Origin of the sequence: Streptomyces sp. NPDC012466, from assembly GCF_042955215.1 — a bacterium.
In the GTDB taxonomy this organism is placed as follows: domain Bacteria; phylum Actinomycetota; class Actinomycetes; order Streptomycetales; family Streptomycetaceae; genus Streptomyces.
This window is the reverse complement of sequence record NZ_JBIBEQ010000002.1, coordinates 864,866-885,265: the sequence shown is the minus strand read 5'-3', so window position 1 is coordinate 885,265 and position 20,400 is coordinate 864,866. Positions and strand designations below refer to the sequence as shown.

20 protein-coding genes are annotated in these 20,400 nt (G+C 69.8%); 12 read left to right on the top strand and 8 right to left on the bottom strand.

Annotation, left to right across the window (positions count from 1 at the left end):
* The first annotated feature begins 28 nt into the window (after positions 1-28).
* A complete protein-coding gene (locus tag ACFY9E_RS11555) occupies positions 29-340 on the top strand; it encodes a hypothetical protein (RefSeq protein WP_390981696.1) in 312 nt (103 codons plus the stop codon).
* Here the strand turns inward: ACFY9E_RS11555 and ACFY9E_RS11550 are convergent.
* Positions 320-3,484, bottom strand: coding sequence for a DUF3427 domain-containing protein (locus ACFY9E_RS11550; RefSeq protein WP_390981694.1), 3,165 nt, complete (start codon positions 3,482-3,484; stop codon positions 320-322). The two genes, ACFY9E_RS11555 and ACFY9E_RS11550, sit on opposite strands and share 21 nt — an antisense overlap.
* Before the next feature lie 174 nt (positions 3,485-3,658).
* Here ACFY9E_RS11550 and ACFY9E_RS11545 point away from each other — a divergent pair, with 174 nt between their 5' ends.
* A complete protein-coding gene (locus ACFY9E_RS11545) occupies positions 3,659-4,777 on the top strand; it encodes an MrcB family domain-containing protein (RefSeq protein ID WP_390981692.1) in 1,119 nt (372 codons plus the stop codon).
* 364 nt (positions 4,778-5,141) lie between these two features.
* Here the strand turns inward: ACFY9E_RS11545 and ACFY9E_RS11540 are convergent, their stop codons facing one another.
* From ACFY9E_RS11540 to ACFY9E_RS11530, 3 genes are all read right to left on the bottom strand, one after another.
* The gene (locus ACFY9E_RS11540; RefSeq protein ID WP_390981691.1) at positions 5,142-5,393 is read right to left on the bottom strand and encodes a helix-turn-helix domain-containing protein; all 252 of its coding nucleotides are present in this window, start codon (positions 5,391-5,393) and stop codon (positions 5,142-5,144) included.
* Positions 5,365-6,381 carry an SEC-C metal-binding domain-containing protein gene (locus ACFY9E_RS11535; protein ID WP_390981689.1) on the bottom strand — a complete coding sequence of 339 codons (1,017 nt, stop codon included), beginning with the start codon at positions 6,379-6,381 and terminating at the stop codon, positions 5,365-5,367. Before ACFY9E_RS11535 ends, ACFY9E_RS11540 begins: the two co-directional genes overlap by 29 nt.
* A gap of 128 nt (positions 6,382-6,509) precedes the next feature.
* Entirely contained in the window at positions 6,510-7,985 is a 1,476-nt protein-coding gene (locus ACFY9E_RS11530; protein WP_390981687.1) for a beta-1,6-galactanase, read from the bottom strand.
* A gap of 223 nt (positions 7,986-8,208) precedes the next feature.
* On the opposite strand from ACFY9E_RS11530, the gene ACFY9E_RS11525 reads away from it, so the two are divergent.
* The 3 genes from ACFY9E_RS11525 to ACFY9E_RS11515 all read left to right on the top strand — a co-directional run bounded on the left by ACFY9E_RS11525 (position 8,209) and on the right by ACFY9E_RS11515 (position 10,321).
* A complete protein-coding gene (locus ACFY9E_RS11525) occupies positions 8,209-8,520 on the top strand; it encodes a DUF6412 domain-containing protein (protein WP_390981685.1) in 312 nt (103 codons plus the stop codon).
* 89 nt (positions 8,521-8,609) lie between these two features.
* Positions 8,610-9,320, top strand: coding sequence for a membrane protein insertase YidC (locus tag ACFY9E_RS11520; RefSeq protein WP_390981683.1), 711 nt, complete (start codon positions 8,610-8,612; stop codon positions 9,318-9,320).
* Positions 9,321-9,463: 143 nt separating this feature from the next.
* Positions 9,464-10,321, top strand: a complete 858-nt coding sequence (locus ACFY9E_RS11515; protein ID WP_390981681.1) for a fumarylacetoacetate hydrolase family protein — start codon at positions 9,464-9,466, stop codon at positions 10,319-10,321.
* A gap of 100 nt (positions 10,322-10,421) precedes the next feature.
* On the opposite strand, the gene ACFY9E_RS11510 is transcribed toward ACFY9E_RS11515, so the two are convergent.
* The 3 genes from ACFY9E_RS11510 to ACFY9E_RS11500 all read right to left on the bottom strand — a co-directional run bounded on the left by ACFY9E_RS11510 (position 10,422) and on the right by ACFY9E_RS11500 (position 12,988).
* Positions 10,422-11,288, bottom strand: coding sequence for a TIGR03620 family F420-dependent LLM class oxidoreductase (locus tag ACFY9E_RS11510; protein WP_390981679.1), 867 nt, complete (start codon positions 11,286-11,288; stop codon positions 10,422-10,424).
* Between the two features lie 90 nt (positions 11,289-11,378).
* Positions 11,379-11,900, bottom strand: coding sequence for a heme-degrading domain-containing protein (locus ACFY9E_RS11505; RefSeq protein ID WP_390981677.1), 522 nt, complete (start codon positions 11,898-11,900; stop codon positions 11,379-11,381).
* A complete protein-coding gene (locus ACFY9E_RS11500) occupies positions 11,897-12,988 on the bottom strand; it encodes a Gfo/Idh/MocA family oxidoreductase (protein ID WP_390981675.1) in 1,092 nt (363 codons plus the stop codon). Before ACFY9E_RS11500 ends, ACFY9E_RS11505 begins: the two co-directional genes overlap by 4 nt.
* 96 nt (positions 12,989-13,084) lie before the next feature.
* Between ACFY9E_RS11500 and ACFY9E_RS11495 the strand changes: the two genes are divergently transcribed.
* On the top strand, positions 13,085-14,197 hold the full coding sequence (locus ACFY9E_RS11495) for an ROK family protein (RefSeq protein ID WP_390982075.1): 1,113 nt from the start codon (positions 13,085-13,087) through the stop codon (positions 14,195-14,197).
* A gap of 316 nt (positions 14,198-14,513) precedes the next feature.
* Here the strand turns inward: ACFY9E_RS11495 and ACFY9E_RS11490 are convergent, their stop codons facing one another.
* Entirely contained in the window at positions 14,514-15,347 is an 834-nt protein-coding gene (locus tag ACFY9E_RS11490) for a TetR family transcriptional regulator C-terminal domain-containing protein (protein WP_390981673.1), read from the bottom strand.
* A 121-nt stretch (positions 15,348-15,468) separates the two neighbouring features.
* Between ACFY9E_RS11490 and ACFY9E_RS11485 the strand changes: the two genes are divergently transcribed.
* The 6 genes from ACFY9E_RS11485 to ACFY9E_RS11460 all read left to right on the top strand — a co-directional run bounded on the left by ACFY9E_RS11485 (position 15,469) and on the right by ACFY9E_RS11460 (position 20,339).
* Positions 15,469-15,684: a hypothetical protein gene (locus tag ACFY9E_RS11485; RefSeq protein ID WP_390981671.1), complete on the top strand. Its 216-nt coding sequence runs from the start codon at positions 15,469-15,471 to the stop codon at positions 15,682-15,684.
* Positions 15,685-15,783: 99 nt separating this feature from the next.
* Positions 15,784-16,587 carry an LPXTG cell wall anchor domain-containing protein gene (locus ACFY9E_RS11480; RefSeq protein WP_390981669.1) on the top strand — a complete coding sequence of 268 codons (804 nt, stop codon included), beginning with the start codon at positions 15,784-15,786 and terminating at the stop codon, positions 16,585-16,587.
* A 108-nt stretch (positions 16,588-16,695) separates the two neighbouring features.
* Positions 16,696-17,475 (top strand): HAD-IIA family hydrolase, encoded by a 780-nt coding sequence (locus ACFY9E_RS11475; protein WP_386494901.1) that lies wholly within the window; start codon positions 16,696-16,698, stop codon positions 17,473-17,475.
* Positions 17,476-17,598: 123 nt separating this feature from the next.
* The gene (locus ACFY9E_RS11470; RefSeq protein ID WP_390981667.1) at positions 17,599-18,270 is read left to right on the top strand and encodes a hypothetical protein; all 672 of its coding nucleotides are present in this window, start codon (positions 17,599-17,601) and stop codon (positions 18,268-18,270) included.
* Position 18,271: 1 nt separating this feature from the next.
* Entirely contained in the window at positions 18,272-18,967 is a 696-nt protein-coding gene (locus ACFY9E_RS11465) for a class F sortase (protein WP_390981665.1), read from the top strand.
* 340 nt (positions 18,968-19,307) lie between these two features.
* Positions 19,308-20,339 (top strand): glycoside hydrolase family 6 protein, encoded by a 1,032-nt coding sequence (locus tag ACFY9E_RS11460; protein WP_390981663.1) that lies wholly within the window; start codon positions 19,308-19,310, stop codon positions 20,337-20,339.
* Positions 20,340-20,400: the final 61 nt, after the last annotated feature.

Below are 20,400 nucleotides of genomic sequence, written 5' to 3'. Positions count from 1 at the left end.
CACGGTCTGGACGAAGGAACGCCACGCGATGCTGCTCACCGCGATCACGTGCGTCTCCGACAATCAGGTAGAAGACGCCGGCGTGATCCGGGCAGAGGGCCTTCTGCGCCACTATGTCGCCGCTGCGCAGCCGCAGCCGCAGCGGAGAGTGGATGTGAGCAGACTGACCTCGACCGTGGCGGAGGAGACGGTGATCGCGGCGATCACCGACTTCCTCCACTGGTTCCGAGCCCACGGCCGAGACGCGGACGACATGCTCGACCGAGCACAAATGCGCTTCGAGGCCGAGCACGCCGCCTTGCGTCAGTGTGGTGAGACTTCACCCGGCAGCGATTGCTGAGTACGTCCAGACGTCGGCCGGGATCGGGTGCTTCAACTGCCAGGTGATGGCCATCGGCTTGCTGCCTGTGTGCTCCACGTACTCGGCAGGGCCGAGCAACATCCACGGCTGCGCACCCCCGATATCCGTGGTTTTGTAGCGACGTACGAAGAGCAGTACGTGGCTGCCATCCGTGACGTGGCGCTGGTACCGCAGACCTGTAGGAGATGTCTCCGAGGTCTGGTTCTGAGACTCCCAGTGGAAGCGAGTCTCGCTGAGGGCGAAGTCGTGATAGCGAGTCTGTGGGGAGAAGTCCTTTTCGTCCTTCTCCAGGGTGATGAGGAGGGCGTCGGTACTGATCGACTCGCACCACTTCACGCCCTCGCGGAAATCGCCAGGCATGAAGCCGCCGATGGTGGACTGGCCCAGGGCAGGCAGAATCTCCTCGCGGCTGTACGACGCGTGGACGGTCAACGGGATCGCCGTGTCGCCCCCGATCCCGAGGAGCGGAATGGGAACGTGCTCTGTGTGGGCGAGGTTGTACGCCAACATCTGGCGGAGTTCACTCCGTACGGCCTGCTGTTTGCGTAGCGCTGCGAATCCGGAGTCATAACTGGTGAAGCCCTTGCGGATCACGCCACCGAGGGGCCATAGCTGGAAGAAGAGCATGCGGGCATACGCCTGTCCCTGCTCATCGAGCTCGCCATAGGACGGCGCGTCATCTTCCAGCATCCGGGTGTATGCCGCTACTCGCAGTGGGTCGTCCACATGAAGAAACGCAGGAACGCGCTTGAGGAGGGCTGCTTCGCCTTCAGGTGCCTCGCCCTTCAGGAGCCCTGCACGGCGTAGCAGGCCGGTCCAAGATTTTCCATTCCCTCGGTAGAGCTCTTTCAGCTCACGGCCGCTCTCTTCTAGATACCGGCTAAGCCCCGGCTCAGCGTAGTCCGCGACTTCCCGTGCTAGTGCCGTGACGTTGACACCGATCTGATCCTTGATGTTGGCGATGATCGCCTTCTTTGCCTTCTCTTCAAGGATGATTTGACAGCCGGATGGAAGTTGAGGGAAATCCTGCTCGATGTGGTCCAGCAGTCGTTTACGAGTCAGGTTGGTGAGTGCTCGAAACTGGGGCTCGAAACGGAATTCCTTGCGATGCTGGCCGATGAAGTCCAGAACGGTCAGTACCGCCTTGCCTTCAGACCGGCGGAGTCCGCGGCCTAGTTGCTGCAAGAACACCGTAGCGCTGGACGTGGGACGCAGAAGCAGCAGCGTGTCCACGTCTGGGATGTCCAGGCCTTCGTTGAAGAGGTCAACCGAGAAGATCACCTGGAGTGTGCCCGAGGCCAGGTCAGTTAGTGCCTGCTTGCGCTGGTCGGCCGGCGTCTCTCCAGACAGAGCGATGGCCTTAAGGCCAGCCGTTCGGAAGACCTCAGCCATGAAGTGGGCGTGGGCTACTGACACGCAGAAGCCCAACGCTCGCATGGTGTTGGGATCGGACAGCTTCTCCCGCACGGCCTTCACGACCAGCCGGGCACGTCTGGCGTTGCTCGACAATACATTGCTCAGCGCGGCTGGGTCGTATGTCCCGCGCTTCCACTCCACCGTACTGAGGTCTGTGGAGTCGCTAATGCCGAAGTAGTGGAAGGGGCTGAGTAGATCATTTTCGAGCGCCTCCCACAGGCGCATCTCGGCTGCGATGCGGCCGTCGAAGAACTCGTCCTGAACGTTCTTGCCGTCCATGCGCTCAGGTGTGGCGGTAAGCCCTAGGAGTTCCAGGGGCTGGAAATGGCCGAGGATCTTACGGTATGTAGGTGAGGTTCCGTGATGGAACTCGTCGATGACGATCACATCGAAGTGCTCCGGAGCGAGGCGATCCAGGCCTTTCGCGCTCAGCGACTGCACGCTGGCGAAGACGTGGGACCAACGTTCCGGAATTTCACCACTGTGTAGTGATTCGCCGAAATTCGAATCTACCAAGACGTCCTGGTAGGTCCTCATGGACTGATCGAGGATCTCTTTGCGGTGGGCGACGAACAGTAGCCGCAGGTCACGGCCGTGCTTCTTGTGCAGTTGCTTGTAGTCAAGCGCTGCCATCACGGTCTTGCCTGTGCCCGTCGCTGCCACCAGCAGGTTCCGGTGCCTGTCGTGCACCTCTCGCTCGACTTCGAGCCGCTCCAGCATGTCGCGCTGGTGGGGATACGGTCGAACCTCCAGCCCTGACAAGGTGATTCCGCGCTGAGACGTGGGCGTGGACGAGGTACCGCCTGCAATCGCCAGTGCTTCCTGAAGGCGTTCGCCATCGGCCTTAGGGTCGTACGTCTCGAAGGAAGGGTCGCTCCAGTAGGCGTCGAAGGTGGCCTCGAATTTGCGCATGACGTCGGGCGTGGCGATGGAGGAAAGTCGAACGTTCCACTCCAGACCATCGAGCAGCGCTGCCTTCGAAAGGTTGGAGCTTCCCACATATGCCGTGTCATATCCGCTCTTACGGCGAAACAGCCATGCCTTGGCGTGCAGCCGCGTCGAGCGGGTCTCGTAGTTGACCTTGACCTGTGCGTTGAACTCTTCCACCAGCCGATCCAACGCGCGCCGCTCGGTTGCGCCGATGTAGGTCGTCGTGATGACCCGTATCGGTACCCCGCGCGCATGGGCCGCTTTCAATGACTGCTCGATGATCCGCAGGCCATGCCACTTCACAAAGGCGCACAGCAGGTCCACACGGTCCGCGGTGGTGAGTTCCGCGCGCAGTTCGAAGCCGAGGCTCGGGTCCTCCGGCGAGTTGGTGATCAGAGCAGCATCGGAGAGCGGGATACCCGGGCGTACGGCAAAGACGCCGGGTGCCTCTTGCCGGGTGATGGCCATGAGCTGGCGTGGTCCGTCTGCGACTAGATCCACCCACTCCCTGGCACCTTGCAGTGTGCTGAGGGACTCCAAGATGTGATTCGCCGCGTAGACCCGCTCCTCTGCCGGAAGGTTCAGCAACACCTGGCGAACCGTCCCCCCGACATGCCGGGCGAGAACGTGGGGCACGGACTCGGGCCCCACGACCTCGCTGATGGGGTGCCATCCGAGGCTGACCAGCTCCTTCAACCGCTGCTCAAAGCGGAGCGTGATCAGCTGCTCGTACAGGCCATCGGCTGGTGCAGAGGCGTCGGTGCGACTCTCAGACACAGGCAGGCTCCCCGATTGATCGCGACGATCGACGATGACGCTGTTCTATCAAGAGGCACTGACAAGGCTTCGGGGGAGCCAAACAGTGTGCTGGGCTGGACAGGATCGGTCGACGCGTGCGCGAAGTCGATCTATTGAGCGGCACAACTGATCGCTTCGAGCTACGTTTTGCGTGTGCACTTACGTGACCTGCTCATACGCATAGCAGAGACCTACGACCCCAAGGCCGGTACGGCTAGCGGAGTGTCAGCCCAAGACCTCCTTCGGGAGGTCGAGGAAATGCCCGATCTGCCGTTGCCTCATGGCTTCGTCGCCTCGGGGTACGGAGGGAAGGGGTCTGCGAGCAGCACTCCGTGGATCGGCGTGTTCGGCACCTCGATCAATCTGCACGCTCAAGAGGGCCTATACCTCGCCTACATCTTCGACTCGACCCTGACCTCCGTGACCCTCACGTTGCAGCAGGGCGTAACGAAGCTCTCGGATGCGTACCCCAAGCTGAGCGACCGGCTCAGGGAACTGAAGCGGCGAGCACGGTACCTCAGGGCAGGCATGGAACCCGAGTTGGCCCGGCATTGGGCCCACACGCCCGCATTCCGCTCCAAGCTCGAACGTCCCCGTGCGTACGAGGCGGCGAGCGTGGCAGCCCGGCGGTACGAGATTGCGAGCATGCCAGCGGAGGAAGTCCTCGCAGAGGAACTCCATGTGGCATCTCTGCTTCTCCGCGACGCTGCCGCAGGCCATCGTGTCTGGCTCCAGCAGCCATCGGAGAACGAGCCCTTCATCTACCAGGGTGAGAGTCAGCTTCATTTCTCCGACGATGACCCCCTCGACGGTTTTCGCCCGAACGACAGCAGCGACTACTACGTCCACATCCAGGGTGGCCGTCGACGCAGGGAGCGGCACCATGAAGAACTCATCAAGGACTTTGGCCTTCACGTCGTCACACGCGGGTATCAACCGATCACTCAAGGCATGTATCCGAGGGACTTGGTCCTGCGTCGCCCCGCGGTGGACCAACAGCGCTCCTGGCTTGTAGAGGGCAAGGCTGTGAAGAGGGGCAACGCGACCCAGGCCGTTCGTGAGGCCGTGGGGCAGCTGTACGAGTACAGCTACTACTGGCACGAGAAGCGCAGCGAACCGAAGCCGCACCTCGTGGCCCTCTTCACGGAAGGCATAGGGCATTATGCCGAATACCTGGAGGAACACGACATTGCGTCGATCTGGCGGACTGAGGAGGGAGGTTGGGCGGGTTCCCCTACAGCCGTGTCATGGGATCTGGCCGTAGGAGCCTGATCGAGCGTATGGACCCCTGGGGGCATGCAGTTGCCGTGTCGGCAGCCCGCTTCTCTAGTCACTGTCGTGCCTCTGCGGCCCGCCTCAAGGGCACTTCACTCCGCTGCGCTGCGTTCCGCGTCGGCCGGCGCCGATGGCCCTGCGGGCCACCCTTGACCCGGGCCGCTCCAGCACGGGAGAGAAGCGAGCGGGCGGCCCGGGGCAGCGGGGGTAGGGGATCCGTGGTGTGGCGGTGGCTGTCCCAGAGCTCGGCGGTGGTGGGCGCGTCAGCGGTTTTGCGCACGCCGGGTTCGCTTAGCGGCGTGCGGCCGGTGGGTGGCGGCCCGTCCCGTGGTGTGCCGGCATGTCAGGGCGGCCGTGGGCGTCACTCCGCGCATGGCGTGGCCATGATGGACGCGACTCGGGCCAAGGTTTCCGCATCAGGTTCCGCGCGGCCGGTGATCCACGCTGCCACGGCGGCGCGAGGCACTCCGGCTCGGTCGGCCAAGTCTGTCTGCGTCATACCTGCTCGGCGCAGCTGGTTCCCCAGCCATGGGCCGAAGGCCTCGCCCTGTTCTGTGGGATGGGGGCGCTCGTGCACTGGTCGGTTATGCGGCTGAGCCGTGGCACTCCCCATACGGCTGCCCCGACCCACACCAGCACCCCGCCCCCCGCTGCGGCGGCCAGGCAACCGCCCGCCCCCGGGCCGCCAGTGTCGTCGCGTACTGCGGCAGGAGCGTCGTGTCGTCCGGGGGTGAGCCCTCCGAGGCTGCGAAGGCCTCGTAGGACGGGACCGTGCCGGTGACGATGCCCAGGTTCGGGGTGCCGGAGGCGGAGAGCTCGCGGAGGGACTGCTCTATCGAGGAGAGGTGGTCGGCGTGGGACGGGTACTCCGTCGACAGAGACGGATACGCATCGAGGAGTTCCGTGAGCTCGCCCGCCGGCCAGTGCAGGACCGCCACCGGGAAGGGGCGGGAGAGGGCCTCTCGGTAGGCGCCCAGTTCCGCTCGGAGGCGGAGGATCTCCGCTTCCAGTTCCGCGGGGTTCTCCGAGCCCAGGGACCAGACGCGCTTGGGGTCGTGGAGTTCGTCCAGGGTGATCGGGAGGGAGTGGACCGAGTCCGCCAGGGCGTCCCACTCGTCGTGGGACTTGCCGAGCATGCGCCGTACGCGGTGGCGGCCGAAGAGGAGCGGGTGAGTGGCGTAGGGGGGCTCCGGGACGTCCGTCAGGAGGCGGTGCACGGCCTCCGTGAACGTCTCGTGGGCCGCTTCCAGTTCGTCGTGGGATTCCAGGGACTCCGCGACGATCACCCAGGGGGCCGGGTCCTCGGGGGACGCCACCCGGACGCCCTCGATGATCGCGCGGGCCTCGGCCTCGTGGCCGTACTCCCAGAGGTTGGAGGCCTTGAGCGCCCGTACCAGGTGGGGGTTCTCCAGGCCGTCGGGGGAGGAGAGCAGGCGGTCGTAGAGCGTGGTCGCGGTGGGGCGGTCGCCGGAGAGTTCCAGGTGGGCCGCTGCCCGCAGCAGCAGGGCCTCGGCGTCCTCGGGATACAGGCCGGCGGTCCGCTCCAGGCGTGCCGCCTCGGCGGTGTGGTCGACGTTTTCGGCAGGCGTGTCGGGGCGCATGGGGGACACCGTACTGCCGGGAGGTGACGAGCGTGAGAGATGCGCAGGCCAGACCACCCGGCCTCCCGACTTCCCACGCTCGCCACCCAGGTTTCACGGTTCGCCCCGAACCGCCGACCGCCGCCGATTTACAGCGTCACGCCGTCGATGTGCAGGGTTTGGACCGACTTCGCCGCGAATGGGACGCTGACGGACTTGCCGGAGAGGCGGATGTCCGAGCGGGCCGTGTAGAGGTCGCTGCCGCCTGTCGTGACCGTGTTCCAGCGGGGGACCAGGCCCCCTGAGCCGCCCGTCACCGTCGAGAAGCGGGAGAGGTCGAAGGTGAGGGTCTGGGCCGATGTCGCGGTGTTGACCGCGACGATCACCAGGCGGCGGGCCGTCGCGTCGTACGCCGCCACCGCGTAGCCCACGCCCGTGTCCAGGATCGTCATGCCGGGGCGGATGTGGCGGCTGAACTGGGCCATCACGTAGTGCTTGGTCTGGACGGTGGTCGGCTGGAGGGTGTTCGCGTCGTAGGCGATCATCGCCCAGCCCGTCGACGGGTCCATGACCTGCCAGTAGCACCAGGCCGTGGGGTGCAGCCAGCGGAAGTCCAGGCAGAGGTTCGAGGCCATGGTCAGGCCGGTGCCGTCGCTGTCGCCCGTCTCGGAGTTCCACAGTTTCTTGCGGGAGGTGGTGACGACGTCCGTGTAGAGGAGGTCGCGGCGGCCGCCCGAGCCCTGGTAGCCGTGCACGTTGACCTGGGAGACCAGACCCTTGGTCGTCGAGTTGAAGGACGACCACGTGGAGCGGGCCGTGTCGTAGTTCGTCTCGTCCGAGGCGGCGATGCGGAGGCTCGTGAGGCCGCGTTTGTCCAGTTCGCTGCGCATGTAGGGGAGGACGGCCGCCTGGACCGCCGGGTCCATGTGGCAGCCCTCCTGGGTGCCGGTCGCGGTCCACCAGGTGGAGGCCGGCTCGTTGAAGGGGTCGACGGTCGCGAAGTTCACGCCCCAGTTGTTCTTCGCGTACAGGGCCGTCGCCGCCAGGTGGGAGGCGTGCTGGCGGTAGTTCCAGGTCTGGAGGTTGTTGCCGCCGCCCGACGCGCCCGAGGGGTTGTGGTTGCCGCACATCCACCACATCGGGGAGTTGGCGAACAGTTCGGTGATCGCGCCCCGCTGCGTCGCCTTCACCAGCATCGCGCGCTGGTTGGCGTCCGCCGTCCACTTCCACGCCGAGGAGGTGGGGTCCTCGTTGTTCCAGTCCTGCCAGAAGCCCTCGATCTGCTTGAAGGCGGGGATGTTGGGCGACTTGACCATCGTCTCGCCGCCGACGCTGTTCCAGCTGCACGCGCCGAGGTTGTAGCGGGCGATGTTGAGGCCCAGGCCGGGCAGGGAACGGCCGTTGTACGTCACGGACTTGGTGGTGAAGAACAGATCGGCGAAGTCGTCCCGGGCGCCGAAGACGTTGGCCCACCAGGCGAGGGAGGTGCCCCAGCCCTCCCAGGTGCCGTACGTCGTCGACGGGTTGACGGCGATGGTGGCGTCCGCGCGCGCGGTGCCCGTCGCCAGGGCGCTGCCGAGGAACGTTCCGCCTGCTGCGGCCAGCAGACTTCTGCGTCGGATCACGGCTCCTCCGTAAGGGAGATGAGGGCGCACGCCGGTCCCCGGCCCGGCGTCGCAGGGGTGTCCCGTTGTCGGGTGACGAGAAGCATCGGGTGTGGCGGGTGGGTTGTCGAGAGTTCTGACGAACCTTCCTCAAACCCGTGTACGAAGTCGCGGACCCGTGGGAGGGAGTGATCCTGTATAACGAACGGCAGGGCATGCACACGTATGAGAGGAGGGGCAGCTCATGAACCGGAGCTGGGCGACTCTGCGTCCCGCTCTCGCGCTGCTCTTCCTGTTCGCCGGGGTGGCGCTGCTCGACACCGGCAGCCTCTCCGCCACCGTCGCCCTCGCCGCGACCGCCGCGGCCTCGTCCGCCCTGGCGCTCTGCGCCCTCGTCGCCTCGCGCTGCGCGCCCGCCGTGCCGCGTACCCGCGTGCGGACGGCCATCCGCGACCGGGACCGGCGTACGGCCTTCCTGCCGCAACGCGATCCCGACGCCCGGGGGCGTACCCGTCCCCGAGCACCCGGCCACGCCCTCCGGGCGACCGTCGCGTAGGGGCACCTCCACACCTGAAGTGACCCCGCGCGGGTCGTCATGCCGCCATGACCTGTTCCGGCACGACGAGACCCCCGGAGGGCTCACTCATGTCCGTCTTCGCCAACCTGGTCGAGCACCTTGCCGACCTGCTCCAGCCGCTGTTCGGCGCCTCGGCGGCCGCCGCGGCGATCGTCCTGTTCACCGCGCTCGTACGACTCCTCGTCCACCCCCTCTCCCGGGCCGCCGCGCGCGGCCAGAAGGCCCGGACCGCGCTCCAGCCGAAGATCGCCGAGCTGCGGAGGAAGCACGGGAAGAACCCCGAGAAGCTCCAGAAGGCCGTGCTGGAACTGCACGCCGAGGAGAAGGTGTCGCCGCTGGCCGGCTGTCTGCCCGGACTGCTCCAGGCGCCCGCCTTCTTCCTGCTCTACCACCTGTTCTCCAGCGACACGATCGGCGGCGAGGCCAACGCGCTGCTCGCTCACCGGTTGTTCGCGGCGCCGCTGGGGGAGCGGTGGGCGGACGCGCTCCAGGGCGGTGTCCTCGGTGGGGCGGGCCTCGTCTACGCGGGGCTGTTCGTGGTCGTCGGATGCGTCGCCGCCTTCAGCTACCGGCTCAGCAAGCGCATGATGGCCGCGAACCCGGCCGCCCAGGCCGGTGCCGGGGAGCAGGTGCCCGGGCTGGGGGCGGTGACCAGGGTGATGCCGTTCATGTCGTTCTTCACGCTCGTCACCGTGGCCGTCGTACCGCTGGCCGCCGCCCTGTACGTGGTGACCAGCACGACGTGGAGTGTCGTCGAGCGGGCCGCGCTGTACCGGTGACCGGGCGGTCGGGGTCCAGTACGTGAACGGGGTATTGCGGAGTGCACTTCCAGCTTGGAGGATCGACCAGTCCTCCGATGGCTGCCCCGCCGCAACCGGGTCGCGCGTATCGGTCGGGCGCCCGCGATCGAGGGAGACTGATCATGAAGCTGCTGCGAGTCGGTACGGCGGGGTCGGAGCGGCCCGCTCTGCTCGACGCCGACGGGACCCTGCGGGACCTGTCGGGTCTCGTCCCGGACATCGACGGCGCGCTGCTCGCCGACGAGGAGGCCCTCGGCCGGGTCCGGGCCGCCGCCGACGCCGGTGACCTGCCCGTACTGGACGCCACCGGGCTGCGGGTCGGGCCGCCGCTCGGGCGGATCGGCAAGATCGTCTGCATCGGGCTGAACTACCACGACCATGCCCGCGAGACCGGTGCGGAACCGCCCGCCGAGCCGGTCGTCTTCATGAAGGCACCGGACACCGTGGTCGGGCCGAACGACACGGTCCTCGTACCGCGGCGGTCCCTCAAGACCGACTGGGAGGTCGAGCTGGCCGTCGTCATCGGGCGTACGGCCAGGTATCTCGGGTCCGCGGAGGAAGGGCTCGCGCATGTCGCCGGGTACGCCGTGGCGCACGACGTGTCGGAGCGGGAGTTCCAGATCGAGCGGGGCGGGACCTGGGACAAGGGGAAGAACTGCGAGACGTTCAATCCGCTGGGGCCGTGGCTGGTGAGCGCGGACGAGGTGCGCGATCCGCAGGACCTGTCCCTGAAGCTGTGGGTCAACGGGGAGTTGAAGCAGGACGGGACGACGGCCGAGCAGATCTTCCCGGTGGGGGAGGTCGTGCGGTATCTCAGCCAGTTCATGACGCTGTACCCCGGTGATGTCATCAACACGGGGACACCGGCGGGGGTCGCCCTGGGGGCGCCCGAGCCCAAGCCGTTCCTGCGGGCCGGGGACGTCGTGGAGCTGGAGATCGAGGGGCTCGGGCGGCAGCGGCAGGAGTTCAAGGACGCGTAGGCGCTCCGCTGGGAGGGGCGGGGGACTGCGGACGATTTTCGGCTGCGGGCGGTCCGTGGCTGGTCGCGCAGTTCCCCGCGCCCCTTGGGGCGCGCTCCCGTCACGCCAGTGCGGAAGCCAGGTCGCGCCACGCCTTCCTCGGGAGGCCGTCCCGCGGCTCGCCGGTCAGGACCTGGAGGGCCACGTGGTCCGCGCCCGCCTCGAAGAAGGCGTCGATCTTGCCGCGGATCGCCGTGTTGTCGCCCCAGGCGAACAGGGCGTCGACCAGGCGGTCGCTGCCGCCGTCCTTCAGGTCGTCCTCGGTGAAGCCGTGCCGCAGGAAGTTGTTGGTGTAGTTCGCCAGCGGCAGGTAGATCTCCAGGAACTCCCGGGCCACGGCGCGGGCGCGGGCGGGGTCCGTCTCCGGGATGACGCCCAGTTCCGGGGCCAGCAGCGGGGCCTCGCCCAGGATCTCGCGGGCGTGCGCGGTGTGCTCCGGAGTGACCAGGTACGGGATCGAGCCGGCCGCCCGGTCACGGGCCAGCCGGAGCGACTTCGGGCCCAGGGCGGCCAGGAGGCGGCGGTCCGCCGGTACTCCGGCGGCGTCCAGGCCGTCGAGGTGGCCGACCAGGGCCGAGTAGGGGCGGGCGTACTGCTCCACCCGCTTGGCGTGACTCACTCCGAGGCCCAGCAGGAACCGCCCGGGGTGGGCCGACTCCAGCTCCGCGAAGGCCGTGGCGGCGGTGTCCGGCTCGTGCTGCCAGATGCTCTGGATGCTGGTGCCGACCGTGAGCTTCGAGGTCGCCTCGATCAGCGGGGCGGCGTTGGCGGCGGAGCTGTTGCCGCCCAGCCACACGGCGCCGTAGCCGAGTTCCTCCAGTTCGGCGGCGGCCTCGGCCAGTTCGCCGCGCCGGTCCGGGTCCTCCGAGCGCAGGCCTACGCTCCAGATGCCGTACCGGCCGACGGTCTCCTTCAGGGGGGTGGTCATCGCTTCGGGTTCCCTCCGGTTGGGGCGCCGCGCTTGATCACGCGTACGCGGGTGCCAACCGGAGGGAGCCGGTGATGATTCCGGCGCGGCCTACCGGTTCAGGAACCGCTCCAGCGCCTCCACCACGAGCCGGTGGTCCTGGAGTTGCGGCAGTCCGGACACCGTCACCGCGCCGATCACGCCCACGCCCTCGACGGTGATCGGGAAGGAGCCGCCGTGGGCCGCGTAGGTGTCGGGGTCGAGGCGCGAGGACTCCTCGAACGTGCTGCCCTTGGCGCGGAAGCGGGCCCCGACCAGGTAGGAGGCGGAGCCGTAGCGCTCGACCACCCGGCGCTTGCGGGCGATCCAGGCGTCGTTGTCCGGGCTGGAGCCGGGCAGCGCCGCGTGGAAGAGCTGCTGGCCCGAGCGGTGGATGTCGATGGCGACCGGGGCCTGCCGCTCCCGGGCCAGCTCGACGAGGAGCGAGCCGAGCGCCCAGGCGTCGTCATGGGTGAACTGGCGGAACACCAGGAGGCGTTCCTGCTTCTCCAGCTCCTCCAGGCTCGGGGTGAGCTCGGGGTGGAACTTCGGGGTGAGCCCCTGGCTGTGGGAGGGGTTGCTCTTGTGGGTCACAGCGTCACCGTCACCTTCTCGCGGGCCGAACGACGGGCGGCCTCCAGTACGTCCAGGGCGGCGGCCGCCTCCCGCGCGGTCACCGGGTTGGGGGCGCCCTCCAGCAGGGCCTTCGCCACGGCCGCATAGTAAGCGGGGTAGTCGCCCGGGAGGGTGGGTTCGGGGCGGCCGCCACCGGTGAGCGGGGACTCGCCGGAGCCCACGCGGCCCCACAGCGACTCGGGTTCCACGCCCCAGTCCGGGCCGGGGCGCAGTCCGTCCCGGAGCGCCGCCTCCTGGGGGTCGAGTCCGTACTTCACGTAGCCGGCGGTGGAGCCCAGGACGCGGAAGCGGGGGCCGAGTTGGGCGGTCGTCGCGGAGACGTAGAGGTGGGAGCGGACGCCGTTGGTGTGGGTGAGCGCGATGAACGTGTCGTCGTCCGTCTCGGCGCCCGGGCGGCGGATGTCCGTCTCCGCGTAGACGGAGGCCGCCGGGCCGAAGAGGGCCAGGGCCTGGTCGACGACATGGCTGCCGAGGTCGTAGAGCAGACCTCCGATCTCTGCGGGGTCGCCGGACTCCCGCCAGCCGCCCTTCGGCTTCGGACGCCAGCGCTCGAAGCGGGACTCGAAGCGCAGGACGTCGCCCAACTCGCCCTCGTCCAGCAGCTTGCGCAGGGTGAGGAAGTCGTTGTCCCAGCGGCGGTTCTGGAAGACGGAGAGGAGCAGTTCCCGCTCCTCGGCGAGGGCTGCCAGCTCGCGGGCCTCGGCGGCGGTGCCCGCGACCGGCTTGTCGACCACGACGGGAAGGCCGGCCTTCAGCGCGGTCGTCGCGAGCGGCACGTGCGTCTTGTTCGGGGACGCCACGACGATCAGGTCCAGCTCGTCGGCCCGGCCGAACAGCTCGTCCGGGGTGGCGGCGAGGCGGACGTCCGGGAACTCGGCCCGGGCCTGCTGCTGCCGTTCCGGGTTCGAGGTGACCACCGTGTCGAGGGCGAGGCCCTCCGTGGCGGCGATCAGAGGGGCGTGGAAGACGGAGCCGGCGAGGCCGTAGCCGACGAGGCCGACGCGGAGGGGTGAGCCGGAGGCTGTGCCGAGGGGTGTGCCAGTCATGCCACCCACTTTCGCAACGCTGTTGCCAAAGTGCAAGCGCCGGGGACAATGGGTGGCGTGAACAGGGCGGACGACCGTACGGGCGGAGTGAGCGGCATGCGCGGGCCGGGAGGGGCCGGGACGGCTGGGGCAGGGGGCGGCGGAGTGAACCTGCTCGCCCTGCGCAGCCACAACACCGCATTGGTGCTCGACCTGCTGCGGGCGGCCGGGGACGAGGGCATCAGCCGCCTCGAACTCGCCGAGCGGACCGGGCTCACCCCGCAGGCCGTCAGCAAGATCACGGGCCGGCTGCGGGAGGACGGTCTGGCGGCGGAGGCGGGCCGCCGGGCGTCGACCGGGGGCAAGCCGCGCACGGTGCTGCGGCTGGTGCCGGAGGCCGGGCACGCGGTCGGGGTCCATCTGGACCGGGACGAGGTGCGGGCCGTGCTCGTCGATCTGCGCGGGACCGTGGTGGGGGAGCGGCAGGCCGCGCTGGATCTGGGAGCCGGGGCGGAGGCCGTGCTGGCGGCGGTGACGGGAGCGGTGCGGGAGTCGGTGGCCGGGCTCGGCAGCGCCCTGCTGGGGGCGGGTGTCGCGCTGCCCGGGCCGCTCGACCATGCCCGGGGTGTGCTGCACCGGGTGACCGGATTCCCCGAGTGGGACGGCTTCCCGCTGCGGGAGGCGCTGGCGCAACGGCTCGGGGTGCCGGTCGTGGTCGACAAGGACACCAACGCGGCGGCGCTCGGCCTGGCCGCCGGGGGCGAGGGCGGCTCCTTCGCCTATCTGCACCTGGGGACGGGGCTGGGAGCCGGGCTGGTGATCGGCGGCGGCGTGCACCGGGGTGCCAGGACCGGGGCCGGGGAGTTCGGCCACCAGGTGATCCAGCTCGACGGGCCGCCGTGCACCTGCGGGAACCGGGGCTGCGTCGAGGCCCTGTGCCTCGGTGCGGTGGAGCGCGGCGATCTGGAGGAGGCGGCGCGGGTCCTGGGGGCCGGGGCGGCGAACCTGGTGGAGCTGCTCGACATCGACGTCGTCCTGCTGGGCGGCCGGACGGTGACGGCGGCGCCGGACGCCTTCGCGAACGGGGTCGGCACGGTCCTGGAGGCCCGGGCCCGGCGGACGGGCCAGGACGCGGTGCCGGTACGCGTCGCGCCGGGGGGCGGCCGGGTGGTGGCGGTGGGCGCGGCGCAACTGGTGCTGGGGCCGGTGTTCGGGCGTGGGGGTGGGTGAGACGGGGATGCGGGGTCGTGAGGGCGGCTCAGCTCGCGCCCGCGCGGGAAGCGGCTGAGGCGGGCCCGCAGGGTGTGGGCCTGCTCAGGAGGGCGGCTCAGCTCATACCCGGGCGGGGAGCGGCTGAGGCGGGCCCGCGGGGTGTGGGCCTGCTCAGGAGGGCGGCCCATCTCGTGCCCGGGCCGGTGTTCGGGCGGGGAGCGGTTGAGGCGGGCCCGCAGGGTGGTGGGCCTGCTCAGGAGGGCGGCCCATCTCGTGCCCGGGCCGGTGTTCGGGCGGGGAGCGGTTGAGGCGGGGACGCAGGCGGTGGGCCTGGTCAGCCGGCGTCCGGCGGGTGTCCGGACGGCAACGGCCGAGGTCCGGGCGCCGTGGTCCCGGCGGCCCTGGCGGTCTCGGTGGCCGCAGCGGGGAAGATCCTGGCCAGGTGGTAGTCCAGCACGGTCCGTACGCCCGCGAGGGACCGGCGTTCGTGCACGACGTCCAGGCCCAGCCCGACGGCCCCCGACACCAGGAGGTCGGCCTCGTGCGCCCGGTCGATGCCCGGGGCTGTGCTCCCCGCCGCCTCGCCGGCCCCGATGATGTCCGCGACGAGCCCTTCGAGCGGCTGCTCGGCCGCCAGGAAGACCGCCGCGAGCGCGGGATCGGTCAGGCTGCGCGCGTAGTACGCCGTGAACACGCGCAGCGCGAAGGTGCGTTGCTCGTCCAGCGGCAGGAACTCGTCCAGCACCGCCCGCAGCAGCCGGCGCGGGTCTGTCATGTCGTACGGAATGCGCCCCCGGGCCAGCCGCTCGTTCTCCTCGTGCAGCAGGCGCAGCGCGTCGACCAGGAGGGCGTGCTTGGAGTCGAAGTGGTACTGCACGACCCGCAGCGACACCCCCGCCTCCAGCGCGATCCTGCGCATGCTCGCCGCGTCCAGGCCCTGCCCGGCCGCGATCCGCCACACCGCCTCGGCGATCCGGCGTCGCTGCCGCGCCCGGACGTCCGTAGGCCGGGACGCGGGCGGCGTGCCCGGTTCGGGCAGTGGCTGCCGGCGTCGGCGGTAGGCCCGGGCCTGGCAGCTCCGCGAGCAGTAGACGGGCGGACGGCCGCGGCTCGGACGGGCCAGGGCCATGCTGCACACCGGGCACGTCCGCATCTTTTCGTCACGCACCGCTTCACTTTAGCGCGTTGAGAAAGTGTGACGTAAAGGCGGGGTTGAGGCATGATTCCAAGCCGAAACGCACTCTCCCGTTGATACGTTCGTAACGTCACTCCTCGCGGAAAGGAAGCCCGTGAAATACGACGTCCTGCAGGTTCTCGGCATGCTGTTGCTGGCGGTGTGCGTTCAGGGGCTCGCCCGGCTCGTCATCGACGACAAGCGGGGCCTGCTGGGAGGGCTGCCCGGCGGGTTCGTCCCGCTGCTGCTGACGTACGCGGTCCTCACCGCGGTCGGCGCCTGCCTGGCCGTGTGGGCCCACTCGCGCGCGAAGGCCCTGGGGCGCCGCTAGGCGGCGTGTCCGCCGACCGGGCGGATCCGTGCCGCCGTTCGGGGGCGGTTCGCGGTGGTGTCGTCTGCCGAGTGCCGTCGGTCGGAATGTCACATCATCATGCGACTCTGCACGCCCGCTCACCTCTGCCTGGCGGCGGCAGCGGCGGCTGCCGTCCTGCTGCCCGGTGCTCGTCCGGCGCACGCGGACGCCCCGGTGCCCGCCTGCGCCGCGCCCGACGACCACACCTTCCCGCTCACCACCCGCATCCACGGCGGCCCGGACTCCTACACGGCCGGTGGCGGGTTCGGGACCTGGTACGTCGACCTGACCAACACGACCGACCGGACCTGCACCGGCATCCACCCCGTCGTCGTGCTCGTCGACGACAAGCGGGCCCTGGAACCGTCCCAGCCGCGTCTCGAGTTCTTCGAGGGGGCGCGGGCCCATCCCGTGCGGTTCGAGAAGACCGGCGAGGACGAACTCGTCGGGGCGTTCGCCGACGAGGAGGACCGCTTCGCCGGGTTCACCGTCGGACCGGGCGGAACCGTCACCGTGAAGGTGCGGCTCACGCTCACCTCGGACGCCGTGCCCAACGACGTCACGGCCAACGCCGCGGTGGTGCAACGGCACGACGACGACGGCGACTGGGTCGGGCAGTCGAACGACTACCGCTTCGGCATCGACGCCGGTGAGCCGGCCACCGACACCGACACGGACACGGACACGGACACCGACACGGACACGGACACCGGTACCGAACCCCGCCCCGACTCCGACGCCTCCGTCCCGCCCCGCGAGGACCGGTTCCCCTTCGCGGAGGAACTGGCCCGGACGGGAACCGGAACACAGGTCGCCGCGGCCGCCGCGGCCCTGCTGCTCGCCGGGGGCGGGGTGCTGCTGGTCGTACGCCGCCGCCGCTGAGCAGGCCGTCCCGCCAGTCGGGACGCCGCACGCGGGCCATTCCGCAAGATCCCGCCACTGTTTAGGCTGGGTCGCACGCTGGACCGCGTACGGCAGGAGATCCCGCACATGGCAGACCGAAAGCCCATCGAGTCGTGGCTCACCGACATGGACGGTGTGCTCATCCACGAGGGCGTACCGATCCCCGGAGCCGACGCCTTCCTGAAGAAGCTGCGCGAGTCCGGGAAACCCTTCCTGGTCCTCACCAACAACTCGATGTACACCCCGCGCGACCTGCACGCCCGGCTGCGCCGCATGGGCCTGGAGGTGCCGATCGAGTCGATCTGGACCTCGGCCCTGGCCACCGCCCAGTTCCTGGACGACCAGCGGCCGGGCGGCTCGGCGTACGTCATCGGCGAGGCCGGCCTGACCACCGCGCTGCACGACATCGGCTACATCCTGACCGACCACGAGCCGGACTACGTCGTCCTCGGCGAGACCCGCACGTATTCCTTCGAGGCCATGACGAAGGCGGTGCGGCTCATTCTCGGCGGCGCCCGGTTCATCTGCACCAACCCCGACGAGACGGGCCCCTCCACCGAGGGCCCGCTGCCCGCGACCGGCGCCGTGGCCGCGCTGATCACCCAGGCGACCGGCAAGAAGCCGTACTTCGCGGGCAAGCCGAACCCGCTGATGATGCGGACCGGGCTGAACGCCATCGGGGCGCACTCCGAGACCAGCGCGATGATCGGCGACCGGATGGACACCGACGTCCTGGCCGGCATCGAGGCCGGGATGCAGACGTTCCTGGTGCTCACCGGCCTGACCCGGCCCGAACAGGTCGAGGACTTCCCGTACCGGCCCTCCCAGGTCGTGGACTCGATCGCGGACCTCGTCGACCGGGTCTGAGCCCCGGGCGGCAGCGCACCCCCGGACTCAAACCCGCCGTCACCCGTACGGAGCAGCCGCCACGTCCCTGAGGATGCGGCGGCTCACCGCACGGGGGAGGCTCCAGGCATCTGGAGGTTCACGATGGGTTCCCTGAGAGTCACTGTCTGTACGAGCGTCCTGGCTGCCGTCGCCCTCGCCCCGGCGGCGTACGCGGCGGACGCGGGGAGCGTGTCGGTGACCCCGGCGGCCCCCGCCCCCGGCAGTGACGTCACGCTCCGCGTGACCGGCTGCGCGCAGAGAACGGCCGTGGCCAGCTCACCGGCGTTCGTCGCGGACGCACGGCTGACCGTCACCGGCGCACACGAGCTCACCGGCGAGAGTCGCGTCCGCTCCACGCTCGCAGCGGGTTCGTACGCGGTGCGGGTCGCCTGCGGCGACACACCACGGACCGGAACGCTCACCGTCCACGACGGTGCGCGGCACCGGTCCGGGGCCGGCCCCGTGCCGGGCGCCGGCGGACAGCCCCCCGTGCCCGGATCCGCCGGACAGCCACCCGCGCCCGGCAAGGGCGGGCAGCCGTCCGCTCCCAGCGCCGACGAGCCGTCGTCGCTCTCCTCTCACCGGCCCGGCGCGCCGGCCTCGCCTGTCGCCCCCGTCCAGGCGGGCGGTGGCGGCGCCGCCGCCCGCATCGCCGCCGAGGACCGCGGGACCGGTCCCGGCAGGGCACAGGGGGTGACCGGGCTGGTGCTCGCGGGGGTGGCCGCGGTGGTCGTCGCCTGGCGCGGTGTCCGCCGGCGCCGTGGAACGGACTGACATGCGGCATCGGGACGAGGATCGGGACCAGGTGCGGGTTCAGGGACGCTTCTCGGGCACCGGACGGATGCTGACCGGCCTGGCCTGGGTGGTGCTGCTGCTCGGGTTGTGGCTGTGGGGCCGCGAGGTCACCGAGATGCGGCACGGCATATCCGCCCCCACCACCGGCGACATGGCGGCGGCAGGACGGCCCCCGGACATCAAGCTGCCGCCCGAGCACCGCCCGCTGGGCGACGCGATGCCACAGCGGGTCGACATCCCCGGGCTCGGCGTCCAGGCGCCCGTGGTGGCACGCGGCCTCGACGAACGCGGTGCGCCCGATCCGCCGCCGTACGACCAGCCGGGCGTGGTCGGCTGGTACGCCGGCGGGGTCGCGCCCGGGGCGCCCGGCACCGCGCTGATGGTCGGCCACGTCGACACCGACGCCCGGCCTGCCGTCTTCTACAAGGTCAGTGCCATGCGGCCGGGCCAGACGATCCGGGTGATCCGGGCCGACGCCAAGGTCGCCGAGTTCACCGTCGAGTCCGTTCAGGTCCTCACCCGCGACCGCTTCGACGCCCACCAGGCCTACGGGCCGCGCGAGTCGGGGCGGGCCGAGCTGCGACTGGTCACCTGCGGCGGCAGCTTCGACCGTACGACCCGCAGCTACACGGCGAACGTGGTCGTCTCGGCGTACCTGACGGGAACCGGCCTGTGAAGGTCCGAGGCGAACGCGGCCACCCACCCCGGTCGACGGCCCGCTCCCCCTGAAGCCGCCGACCGGGCCGGTCCTCGACCGCGCGCGCACGGGCCGCGGGAGTAACCCGGCGAGCTGCGCGGGAGGCCACGGGAGCCACGGTGGGTGAATCTCTGGCCGAAGACCGGGCACGTGCTGAGAAAACTCTGGAACCAAAGGGCCACCCCGGCCCAGAGGTTGGATAACGCCAGGTCCCGATACGGTGGCGCTGCGTCATCCGCGCAGGTGGGGTTCGCCTCGTGGGTGCCGCGGGACGTATGTCAGGATTGAGACTTGGAACGGTGCATCAAGGGGGAGTTGGATGTACGGCAGCAGGGGGGTCGGGGTGTTCGCCGGGAGGCGGATGTCCGCAGTGGTGCTGGGGGCGGCACTGCTGATCACAGGGTGTTCCTCCTCCGACGGGGGAGACGGATCGGACGAAGGTGCCGACGCGGGGATCACCCAACAGCCCAAGGAAAAGGCCCCTTTCTGGGTCAATCCGGACGGGACCGCGGCCCAGCAGGTCGCCGCGCTGGAGAAATCCGGCAAGAAGCAGGACGCCGAGCAGATCCGCAAGATCGCCGAGCAGCCGGTCGCCGAATGGGTCGGCCCGGACGATCCGCAGGAGCAGACCCGGGGCTTCACCGAGGCCGCCGACAAGGCCGGCCGTACGGCGCTGCTCGTCCTCTACAACATCCCGCACCGCGACTGCGGCCAGTACTCACAGGGCGGCGCCGCCGACGGCAACGCCTACCGGGAGTGGCTCGACGGCGTCGCGGCGGGCATCGGCGACCGGTCCGCCACGGTCATCCTGGAACCGGACGCCCTGCTGCACCTGGTGGACGGCTGCACCCCGGAGAAGTTCCACGAGGAGCGCTACGACCTCCTCAAGGGTGCCGTCACCAAGCTGAAATCCCTGAAGAACACGCGGGTGTACCTGGACGCGGGCAACGCCGGCTGGCAGAACCCCGACCAGATCTTCGAGCCGCTGAAGTGGGCCGGTATCGAAAAGGCCGACGGCTTCTCGGTCAACGTCTCCAACTTCTACTCCACCGAGGACTCCATCGCCTACGGCAAACAGCTCTCCGCCAAGGTCGGAGGCAAGCACTTCGTCATCGACACCAGCCGCAACGGCAAGGGCCCTTACACCGCCGGCAACCCCGACGAGCGCTGGTGCAACCCGCCGGGCCGCTCCCTCGGCGAGACCCCGACGACGAAGACGGCCGACCCGCTCGTCGACGCGTACCTGTGGGTGAAGCGGCCGGGCGAGTCGGACGGCGAGTGCAAGGGCGGGCCCAAGGCGGGCCAGTGGTGGGCGGACTACGCCCTGAAGCTGGCGAAGGCCACCGGCTGACGTACCCCGCCGGGCATACGAAGGACGTAGTCCGCCGGGCATACGAAAGGGGCGCCCTCCC